Below are 11,424 nucleotides of genomic sequence, written 5' to 3'. Positions count from 1 at the left end.
TTTCATAGAGATTTAGATTTAAGGTTAGAAGAATTGTGGAAGTCGTGAGACTTCCCTTTTTTTCATCTTAAATTGTGTTCCATTTACAGTTTTTTGTTTTTGACTGTAATTGAACGAAGAAAAGCCATTTCGTGAGAAAAGGCTTTTTTTGTGCGGAGTTTGCAAGGCATGTAATGCAGTTTGCAAACTCCGCATGATTCTGAATATCTATATAGAGACTTCTGATTAGTCCACTATAATCGGTTTGTACTTCGGAACCAGTGCCTTCATGATGCACCAGCCTATCAGGTAGGACACTGCACATACACAGAAGATGATGAAATATCCGGCAGGCTTGCCCTGGAATCCAAGAAATACCATTTGTGTCTTGTCGGCATAGTCGAACAGCAAACCGGAACTCATGTTGATAAGGAATGAGCTGATACCGCCCGCCATACCTCCGATTCCCACAATGGTGGCAATGGTGCTCTTGGGAAACATATCACCTACCACAGAATAGATGTTGGCCGACCAGGACTGATGGGCAGCGCCTGCAATACCTATGATGATAATCGGGAACCAATAGGCTTGTTCGCCAAATACTTCCTTGTTGCCCAATGGCTGTGCAAACAATGCCAATAGCGGGAACAGTGCAAAGATGAACATGGCCTGCATGCGTGCGGCGTAGGGGTTCTTACCGGTTTTGTTGATAATGATAGTGGGCAATTTCCCGCCATAGACGGACAACATCGTGATGGCATAGAGCACAAAGATAAGCATCTGTGCCGTGGGAGTATCTGAGGAGAATCCGTAAACGTCCGAAATGTATGCGGGTGCCCAGAAGAGGAAGAACCACCATACACCGTCAGTCATGAATTTGCCGAAAAATACAGCCCAGGTTTGCGGATATTTGAAACATTGCAGGAAAGAAATGCTCTTTTCATCCTTGGTTGTCGGAGTAGTCGCCTTTTTATCCTCCTCATTGTCTTTGTCTTGTTCTATATATGCCAGCTCAGCTGCGTTTACGTGTGGATTTTCATCAGGTTTCTTGTACATGAATATCCACAGTCCCATCCAGATGAAACCCAATCCGCCGATAACGATAAAAGCCATTTCCCAGCCGTTGCCCACGCCCATGCGTTGGAAGTAGCGGGCCAGGGTGGGGATACACAATGGGGCTATCAGTGCTCCGATGGTAGAGCCGGCATTGAATATGGAAGTGGAGAAGGCACGGTCTTTCTTTGGAAAATATTCGGCAGTCACCTTGATGGCGGCAGGAAAGTTTCCTGCTTCACCGATGCCCAGTATGATACGGGCGGCAATGAAGTAGTAAACGCTGGTGATGGCTATGGTAGAGGCCAATGCACCGGTAGCGCTAATCATGTTGGCGGCATTTTCAATGCCGAGGGTCATTTCTGTGGCAAGTCCGCAGAGGGCGTGCATACAAGCGCCGATAGACCATACGGCAATGGCCCATAAATACCCTTTCTTCGTTCCCATCCAGTCGATGAAACGTCCGGCAAACAGATTGCCTAAGGCATAGACAATGGAAAAGATAGCTGTGATGTAGCCGTAGTGTGTATCGGTCCAGTGGAATTCGGGGGAGATGAAATCTTTCCAGGTCAATGAAAGAACCTGGCGGTCGAGGTAGTTGACGGTTGTCGCGAAGAATAGCATGGCGCAGATAATCCAACGGTAATTGGTCATCCGCCCTGCGGTGTTTTGAAATGTACTCATGATAATAGATTTATATTTTGATGCAAATGTAGGGGTTTGTGTGTTGTTCGAGGTGTAATATTGAGTAAAAAGGATGTAGAAAATGACAAAAATAGGCATGGATTATTTAAGTCCATGCCTATCGGACGTTGCAGGGCAACTTTATTTCATATCGATGTATTTGATTTCGTCTTTGTCGCTGTATTTCAGGTTTTCACCGCCCATACCCCAGATGAAAGTATAGTTGCTGGTTCCGGCAGCAGCGTGGATGGACCATTCGGGAGAAGTGATGGCTTGTTCGTTGTGCAGCCATATCAAACGTTCTTCCTGCGGTTCGCCCATCAGGTGACAGATAGCGTTGCCGGGTTTCAGGTTGAAGTAGTAGTAAGCTTCCATGCGGCGAGTGTGCGTGTGGGCAGGCATGGTATTCCATACAGAGCCGGGAGCCAGTTCCGTGAGTCCCATCTGCAACTGGTTGGTACCGCCGTCTTTCACTCTTTCCAGTACATCTTTCACAATCAGCTGGTTTACGATACGGTCGTTGCTGTCTTCCATTTTTCCATAATGGTCGGAGATGCCCAGTGCATATTTCTTGGGGTTGGCTTTCTGAAGCTTGGCATCGGTAGTAATCAGCTGAGTAACATAGGGCTTGTAGGCCGGAGCCGAGTTGATGTAGAACTTGGCGGGATTGGTAGCGTCGTTGCTCTTGAAGGTTACTTCCTTATTTCCGCAGCCTACGTAAAGGGCTTCCTTATACTTCATGGGGTATTCCTTACCGTCTACAGTAACCACTCCGTCACCACCGGTATTGATGACACCCAGTTCGCGGCGTTCGAGGAAGTAAGTGATTTCCGGACCCAGTTCACGGAACACTTCCAACTTCAATGTCTTGTTCACCGGCATAGCGCCACCGTAAATCAATCGGTCGTAGAGGGTGTAGGTTACGTTGATTTCATCTGGAGCCATGACTTTGTCCATCATGAATCTGCTGCGTAGAAGTTCCGTGTCATAATGCTTCACGTCCTGCGGATGGCAGGCGGTCTGCACTTTGTAATTCACTTGGGCATTGGCTGCCATGGCAGCTGCTCCCATCATAAATGCAAGTACTAACTTTTTCATAATTTGTTACTATTTAATTTTTAACTTTTAATTTTTGATTGATTTTTGGTATTTGATAATAGCACGACGGTTCATAATCATCAGGAACAATGTGCATAATACAAGGATACCGGAGCCTATCCATTTCAACGAGTAGGTTAGGTGGAAAATGACCCAAGCGAAGGGGCTGGATGCAAAATCCAGTGCGCCGCCTTCAAATCCGGCAGGGATATTCACGGCAGCATCTTGTGTCTTCTCGTATACATCGTGGGCTGCTTGTGTGAAATAGGGGGCGAGGTCTGTTACGAAATAAAGACCGATGGTCAGTACAACGAGTCCGATGATGAATGTCTTTACTACATTTCCTTTCGTGATGGGCAGTACCAGCGGGAAGAGGTAGAACATTCCGGCCAGCGACGCCAAAGGCAGGAACTGGTTACCCGGCAGGATGACAGCCAGCAGTATGGTTACGGGAATCAGCAGCAGGGAAACCACCAGCGTTGCAGGATGGCCGATAACCAATGCGGGGCTCATACCGATGTTCAAGCCGACAGCACCTTTGAATTTCTTGGCAATCAGTTCGCGGGTCGCATCGGAAATAGGCTTCAAGCCTTCGATGAACAAAGCGGTGATACGCGGAATCAGCTCCATTACGGCGCCCATCTTGATACCCAAACCTAATATATAAGGTATCTTGTCTACCAGTTCCTGACCGTTCTTGCAAGACAAGGCACCGATACCGCAACCGACCAGAATACCCAGGAACAGAGGCTCACCCAGCAAGCCGAATTTCTTCTTCATGCCTTCCGCATCGATGTTCAATTTGTCAAAACCGGGGATTTTGTCCAATGCTTTATTGATGACTACGGCAAATGGAACGAAACCTGCGCAGAAAGGCTGGGGAATGGAGATACCCTCCATCTTGTCGTAGAATCCCTGGAATTTGTCGGCGGTATAGTCGGCCATAATCAGGGTAATGATGTAGCAGATGATAGCGGCGAAGAAGCCCCACCAGATATTGTCGCTGGCAAAATAAACGACTGCGCCGATAAATGCGAAATGCCAGTAGTTCCAAAGGTCGATATTGACCGTACGGGTCGTTTTCGTTAATAACATCAGAAGATTTACTCCCAAACATACCGGAATGATGAATGCACCCACCGATGTGTTATAGGCTACAGCCGCAGCTGCAGGCCATCCCATATCGAATACTTTCAACTGAAGACCGTAAATTTCAACGACTTGGCTCAGAGCAGGACCGAGGCTGCTGGTCAACAACGCAGTGACAACTGACAGACCAACGAAACCGACACCTACCAGCAGACCGCTCTTTAGCGCCTTACTGAATTTAATGCCGATGCATACTCCCAAAATTGTAAAGATTATAGGCATCATCACTGCTGCTCCTAAGCCGATGATATAGCCGAAAACTTGTTCCATTCTCTTGTGATTTAATTAGGTAATTGAGTTTGTTTTTGCAATAGTATGAATTAAAAACCGGGTCAAAAATAAGACCTTTTCTCAATTAATCAAACTCGAAAAGCATAATTATTTAGTAAATGGGACAATTTTGGACGAAATTGGTCGTTATCGTGCACAAAATTGCTCGTTTTCGTACACGAAAACCAAATAGTACACTCTCTGCATTGAAAAGTATACATAGGAAAAACAACAATTTTGGGTGGAGTGAACTTTAATCCAGTTTACTGTGTTATTATAAGACATTGAAACAAACCGGACTATAATGATATATTTGATTTTTTTATTGGCAATAGGACTATTGGTCGGATGGAGCTTATGGAAAGCTCCATCCGATATTGATTTATGGGGAAAAGATTTAGAGGATTGATAGTTATATTGGTTATATTCTGAAAATTTAACTATATTAGCGCCCGAAAAGCATAAATATGGCGCTAAATCTGATAAAAAAGGATGAGTCTCGTTCTGTTGTAAGCATTAAGCTGGATGAGCAAGAGTTTCATAATATTTTTAAGGAATATTATGCGGCGCTTTGTTCTTTTGCGTTCCAATACATGGAGGATGCGGATATGTCAGCAGATATAGTACAAGACGTATTTGCCAAGTTGTGGCAGATAAGAGACGATTTCTTTTATCTTCATCAGGTGAAAGCTTTTCTTTATACGGCCGTACGTAACCATGCCTTGAACGAACTTGAGCATTCGAAGGTAGCTCATGAATACGAGCAAAAGATTATAGCCAAAAAAGCAGATGCTTTTTTTCGTGATGCGATTGTGGAAGAAGAGACTTTCCGGATTCTGTCAGAAGCTATAGAGAAACTTCCTACCCAAATGAGAGCCATCATGCAGTTGGCTTTGGAAGGTAAAAAGAATGCAGAAATAGCAGAGCGTCTCAATGTCTCTCCCGAAACGGTACATACTCTTAAAAAAGTGGCTTATAAAAAGCTTCGTGCATTCCTTACCGATTATTATTATTGCCTTCTGTTATTTATCTAAAAGCACATTTTTTTCTATTTTTTCAAAAAAAAGTCTTTATCGATTCACCATGTTTTTATTTTGGCTTGTATTATCATTAAAGATAGACTAAAACATGCCAAATTATGATAAAAGAGTACTTTCATATAGCTCATCTTATTTCCAGGCACCTATCCGGTGAAGTAACACCGGAAGAAAACCGTTTTTTGGATAAATGGCGCAAAGAGAGCAAAAGCCATGAGCAGCTTTTCCAAAAGATTTGTAGTGATGAATATTATGCACAGCACGAAATTCGTAAAATGGAGTTTGATTCGCAAGCTGGATGGAAAGGTGTCGAAACACGTATCAAGAGGATGGAGCTCAGAAGGAGACATTTGAAACTGTTACGGTACGTTGCTCTTTTTATTGCACCGGTGCTGATATTGGTTTTTGCACTTCAGGATATTTCTGTACCCCATGTCATGGATGGCAATCAATTATTGGCTGCCCAGCAAATACTGCCGGGTGGAGCCAAAGCTATTCTTACATTGGATAATGGGGAAACGGTTTATCTGGATGAGAATGCCGATGGGCGGCAGTTGCAGTTGGCTGGTAAACAAATACAGATAGATTCGACGACCTTGAACTACAGCGCTGCAGACGGGCAGGTTGGGCAGTCTGCTTTGGCATATAATAAAATTGAAGTGCCTCAAGGCGGTGAGTATACACTTGTTCTGAATGATGGTACAAAAGTACATCTGAATTCAATGAGCAGTCTACGTTTTCCGCTTACTTTCGAAGCTGGGAAGCGGGAAGTGGAATTGGCGGGAGAAGCTTATTTTGAAGTAAATAAGACCGGTCATCCCTTCATTGTATCGACTCAAGGTATGCAGATTGAGGTGTTGGGGACAACTTTCAATATTTCGGCCTATCCGGGTGAAGAATATCAGGCGACTCTTGTCAGTGGTTCTGTTAAGGTGGACACCGGGGAGGGACAGAGCCTTGTCTTAAAACCTTCACAGCAGGCATCATTAATTCCCGGGAGCGGGAATATACAAGTGCGTACAGTAGATACTGCCTTCTATACATCATGGGTGAAGGGAAAAATTAATTTTAAAGATCAACGGCTGGAAGATATTATGAGAATCCTTTCAAGGTGGTATAATATTGAAGTGGACTATTCAGACGAAGCTTTAAAGAACCTGCGTTTCGGTTGCTATGTGAACCGTTATGAGGAAATAGCTCCTTTCCTTGAGCTACTGGAAGCGACGGAAAACATACATGTCAAAATCAACGGTAAAACTATTATATTCTATAAATAACCATTTAATAATTTAATTATGACTAAGGAACAGAGCTACACCAGGTTTTGGGAAGGTAGTAAACGTATGTGGATTACATTCCTGTTTTTCAGTTTTATTATGATTGGCTTTGTGCAGGCCGCCAATACGGCGTTTGCCCAGACAACAGTTACTGTAAATGTGCAGGACGCCACTTTAAGTGACGTGTTATGGGAAATTCAACGCCAGACGGATTTTACTTTCATTTATAGTACAAATGACGTAAAGAATGTCAAGGTACGTAATTTGAGGGTCACGAATGGAAAAATCGCAGCAGTGCTGGATGAATGTCTTAAGAATAGCGGATTGGCTTATGTCGTAAAAGACGGGGCCATTGCTATCCGTCCAGCCAATGAAGTGAATGCTGTGAAGGCAGTAGAACAAGCTAATGTTATTTCCGGAACAGTGGTGGATGAGACCGGTGAGCCCGTCATTGGAGCCAATGTTTTGGTCAAAGGTACTACAAACGGCCAGATTACCGATTTGAATGGAGGTTTCTCTATCAAGGTGGAGCATGCATCGGCTACCTTGCTTGTCTCTTATGTTGGCTATGTTCGTCAGGAAGTGAAAGCTACTTCGGGTAAGATATTGAAGATTGTATTGGTGCCGGATGCAAATATGATGGAAGAGGTGGTTGTAACCGGTTACGGTACATTCAAGAAATCTGCTTATGCGGGTTCGGCTGCCAGTGTGAAGAATGAAAAGATTGCCGATGTGCCTTCCGTTTCTTTCCAGGATTTGTTGCAGGGAAATGCTACGGGTGTACAGTTTACTTCTGCTTCCGGCCAGCCGGGTTCTTCAGCTTCTTTGAGTATTCGTGGTATGGGCTCTTTCAATGCCTCCAACTCTCCGCTGTATGTTATTGATGGAGTGCCCGTTACTTCCGGTTCGATAAACTCCATCAGTTCGGATGGTGGTCTGGATGCCATGTCAACCGTCAACACTTCGGATATTGAGAATATTACGATTATCAAGGATGCCGCTGCTGCATCACTCTACGGTTCGCGCGCTGCGAATGGTGTGGTTCTGATTACGACGAAGAAAGGTAAAACCGGTAAGGCTTCTATCAGTTTGAAAGCCGATTGGGGATTCAGTGACTTTGCTATGGATTATCGTCCTACTTTAAGCGGAGCAGAACGTCGCGAATACATATACAATGGTATGGTGCTTGGACAACAGCGCAGCGGCAAATCGGATGCGGATGCCATAGCTTATGCTGATAAGAATATCGACAAATATGCTCCGGTTCCCTGGTGCGGCTATACGGATTGGGGAGATTATCTGTTCAAGAAAGGAAACCATTCCAGTTATGAGGCTTCCATATCCGGAGGAACCGACAAATTCAAATACTATTCTTCATTGTCCTATCTCAACCAAGAGGGTATTGTAAAAACATCGGGTCTGGAAAGAATTACCGGACGTTTGAATGTTGATTTTCAGGCTACGGATAAATTGAAATTCGGTGCCAACATCATGTTTACCAATCTGAATCAGGATGTATATAGTGAAGGAACCGGTTATACAGCTCCTTTCTATTCCAGCGTAAGCAAATTGACGCCTTCAGATCCGGTTTACAATGAGGATGGAAGCTATAACCAGGACTTGATTTCGTTGTCAAGAAGAAATCCCGTTCTTGCCCAGGAGTACAATTACCAGCGTGAGTATGTTACCCGTATGTTCAATACGATTAATGCCGAATATGAATTTATCAAGGACTTGAAGTTAAAGTCTATTTTGAGCTATGACTATAACATCAGTAAGGGTAAGGAATGGAAAGACTCCCGTACCTCCGACGGTGAGAAGAATAATGGTGGAGCCGAAAAGGCATATAGTGAATATAACAAGTTGGTGTGGTCAAACCAGTTGACTTACAAGACTACTATCCAAAAGGACCACAATTTGGATGCCCTTGTCGGATATGAAATCGATTCCAAGTACAATGATTTCTTGTCGGGATATGCTACTAACTTCCTGACTCCGATAAAGAATGACATTGCCAACGGGCAGACTTTGGAGAGCATAGATGGTTCTTCCAAGAGGTCAAGAATGGTTTCTTACATCACCCGTCTCAACTATGACTACAAGAACAAGTATTATCTGGGTGGGAGCTATCGTATGGATGGCAGTTCACGTTTGCACAGAGATAATCGCTGGGGAAGTTTCTGGTCTGTTTCAGGAGCATGGCGTATTATCGAAGAGGATTTCATGAAACCCACGTCCAAATGGCTGACCGATTTGAAACTCCGTGCATCCTACGGTGTGAATGGTACGTTGCCCTCCGACTTATACGGCTATATGGGCTTGACGAGCCTTAGTGGCGGCTATATGGAGAATCCCGCATTGATTCAGTCGCAGATTGAAAATAGGGATTTGGAATGGGAAACGAATTACAACTTGAATATCGGTCTGGACTTCGGCTTCTTCAACCGTTTGAACTTCACTTTGGAGTACTATACCCGTACCACTAAGAACCTTTTGATGGACTGTCCCGTATCTATGACTACCGGTTTCAGTTCCTATCTGATGAATATCGGTGAGGTGAAGAACCAGGGTGTGGAATTGGAAATCAATTCCAAGAACATTGTGTCCAAAGACTTTGACTGGTCTACCTCTTTCACCCTTTCGCACAACAAGAATAAGATTGTGAAACTGGACGGCGAACAGACCCAGATTATCAGCGGCTCGCAGATTCACATGATTGGCAAGTCCTACCGTACATTCTACATGATAGAATTTGCCGGAATCAACCCCGAGACCGGTGCACCTCAGTTCTATACCAACGACGTGGACGAGAATGGAAACTATATTAAGGAAATCACAGAGAATAACAAGGATGCCAAAGCCATTCCTCTGAAGAAACATGCCGAGCCCAATGTGACCGGTGGTCTCTCTAATACTTTGCGTTACAAGTGGTTCGATTTGAGCTTCATGTTCTCTTATCAGTTCGGTGCTTATGGATATGATAACTGGGCACAGAAAACAGAACATGGCGGCAAGGACTTTACTCTTAATATTCCGGCCTATTATCGTGACAATTGGAAGCAACCGGGAGATATCAGTAAATATGAAGTGTTTATAGAGAAGCCGGCGGTAGCCATGAATGGCGTTACCACTACCCGCCGCTTGCACAGCACGGACTTTATCCGTCTGAAAACGTTGACTTTCGGTGTGACCGTTCCTAAAACATGGACCCGGAAAATCGGCGTAAACAGCTTGCGCCTTTACGCATCTGCCAACAACTTGTGGACTTGGGCGGCTTACGATTTCTATGATCCGGAATCAGTCAGTGCAGGTACAGCCGGCTGGGGAACACCTCCTTTGAAAACAGTAACTTTTGGTCTTAATTTGAATTTCTAACCTCATAATAAAGAAACACAATGAAAGCATTAAAATATATGATGATGGGGATGTTGGTCAGCCTGACCGCCTCCTGTGGCAATGACTGGCTTGATGTTGAATCCAGTACAAAGATTCCGACTGAAACCGCCATACAGAATCTGGATGATGTGGAATATAGCTTGAACGGTATCTACGACGTGATGCGCAGTACCAACTATTACTCGGGCCGTATGATTTATTACGGAGACGTGACGGGTGACGATGCGCAGTCCATAAAGACCGGAAAGCGTACCACCAGCTACTATATGCTGGACTATACAAAGGATTCCGGTCCGTCTTCCCACTGGTCTTATGCCTATAAGATTATCCAGAATTGTAATATCATTTTGTCTCAAATAGACGGATTGGATGTCAGTGAGGATGATACGGAATACTTCAACGACCTGAAAGGCCAGACCTTGGCTCTCCGTGGATTTGCCTTGTTCGACCTGACCCGTTTCTTCGGCTATCCGTATGCCAAGGATGGAGGAGCTTCTTTGGGAGTGCCTATTGTGACCGAAGTATCCAATACGGAAAACAAGCCGTCGCGCAATACCGTTGCCCAGTGTTATGAGGCAATCATCAAGGATTTGAAGGAAGGTGCTGACCTGCTGGATGAAGAATTCAACAAGGGTAAGATTAATAAGTGGGCGGCAATGCTGTTGCTGAGTAGAGCCTATTTGTATATGGAAGATAATCAGAATGCCTTGATTACGGCTGAAGCTGCCATTGCGGGAGCGGAAAAGAATAAGTACCGTTTGTGGACCAATGATGAGTATGGCACGATATGGGGAACTGATTTTGCCTCTTCCGATCCGGGAGAAGTCTTGTTTGAGCTGGTGAATCTGACAGTGGACGGCGTTGGTAAAGAAAGTGTGGCTTACCTTTGCTGGCAGGCGGGTTATGATGATTATTGCCTGACCAGTTCTTTCTATGAACTGATGCAGGAAGATCCGGATGATGTCAGAAATCAGGCATATACGGTTGTTCCTAAGACAAAGAGAGCTTACATAGCCAAGTATCAGCCGCAGAGCGGCAAGGCTGTGGAAGATTCCAATATTCCGGTACTTCGTCTGTCCGAACTTTATCTGATTGCTGCCGAAGCGGCTGCAAAGCTTAATAACAATGACAAGGCAGTGAAGTATCTGGATGCCATTGTCAGCCGTGCCAACCCGGAAAAGACCGTGCAGGGTAAGACGGTGACGTTGGATGATGTTCTGTTGGAACGCCGTAAAGAGTTGTTCGGTGAAGGACACCGTTTCTTCGACGCCCTTCGTAATCATCAGACTATCGTGCGCAAGGAGTCGACCAAGGAATTCCCGGAAATAGCCGAGACTTCACATCTGAAGATGGTGGATGAGAGCGTATCTTTTGATTGGAACTATTATCGTGTAGTATTGCCCATTCCTAAGGCGGAGATGAATTCCAATCCGAATATGCAGCAGAATCCGACTTATGGTGATTAATTCCAAAAAAGCGAG

7 protein-coding genes are annotated in these 11,424 nt (G+C 44.7%); 4 read left to right on the top strand and 3 right to left on the bottom strand.

The genetic code is table 11. The annotated features are described in order from the left end of the window. Positions 1 to 225 precede the first annotated feature (225 nt). From DWZ03_RS11160 to DWZ03_RS11150, 3 genes are all read right to left on the bottom strand, one after another. On the bottom strand, positions 226 to 1,716 hold the full coding sequence (locus tag DWZ03_RS11160) for an MFS transporter (RefSeq protein WP_034523103.1): 1,491 nt from the start codon (positions 1,714 to 1,716) through the stop codon (positions 226 to 228). Positions 1,717 to 1,857: 141 nt separating this feature from the next. Next, positions 1,858 to 2,814, bottom strand: coding sequence for a 5-dehydro-4-deoxy-D-glucuronate isomerase (kduI, locus tag DWZ03_RS11155; RefSeq protein ID WP_005823932.1), 957 nt, complete (start codon positions 2,812 to 2,814; stop codon positions 1,858 to 1,860). Between the two features lie 27 nt (positions 2,815 to 2,841). Further along, positions 2,842 to 4,233: a PTS galactitol transporter subunit IIC gene (locus tag DWZ03_RS11150; protein ID WP_005823931.1), complete on the bottom strand. Its 1,392-nt coding sequence runs from the start codon at positions 4,231 to 4,233 to the stop codon at positions 2,842 to 2,844. Between the two features lie 467 nt (positions 4,234 to 4,700). Between DWZ03_RS11150 and DWZ03_RS11145 the strand changes: the two genes are divergently transcribed. From DWZ03_RS11145 to DWZ03_RS11130, 4 genes are all read left to right on the top strand, one after another. After that, on the top strand, positions 4,701 to 5,267 hold the full coding sequence (locus tag DWZ03_RS11145; protein WP_117688890.1) for an RNA polymerase sigma-70 factor: 567 nt from the start codon (positions 4,701 to 4,703) through the stop codon (positions 5,265 to 5,267). Between the two features lie 104 nt (positions 5,268 to 5,371). Further along, positions 5,372 to 6,547, top strand: coding sequence for a FecR family protein (locus DWZ03_RS11140; protein ID WP_120130030.1), 1,176 nt, complete (start codon positions 5,372 to 5,374; stop codon positions 6,545 to 6,547). An 18-nt stretch (positions 6,548 to 6,565) separates the two neighbouring features. Continuing rightward, positions 6,566 to 9,922 carry a TonB-dependent receptor gene (locus DWZ03_RS11135; RefSeq protein ID WP_009037145.1) on the top strand — a complete coding sequence of 1,119 codons (3,357 nt, stop codon included), beginning with the start codon at positions 6,566 to 6,568 and terminating at the stop codon, positions 9,920 to 9,922. A 20-nt stretch (positions 9,923 to 9,942) separates the two neighbouring features. Next, positions 9,943 to 11,409 (top strand): RagB/SusD family nutrient uptake outer membrane protein, encoded by a 1,467-nt coding sequence (locus DWZ03_RS11130; RefSeq protein WP_117866950.1) that lies wholly within the window; start codon positions 9,943 to 9,945, stop codon positions 11,407 to 11,409. Positions 11,410 to 11,424 lie beyond the last annotated feature (15 nt).

It is taken from the genome of Bacteroides sp. AF29-11, from assembly GCF_003602895.1.
GTDB classification, from domain to species: Bacteria; Bacteroidota; Bacteroidia; order Bacteroidales; family Bacteroidaceae; genus Bacteroides; species Bacteroides uniformis.
This window is presented reverse-complemented; position numbering and strand designations above follow the sequence as displayed.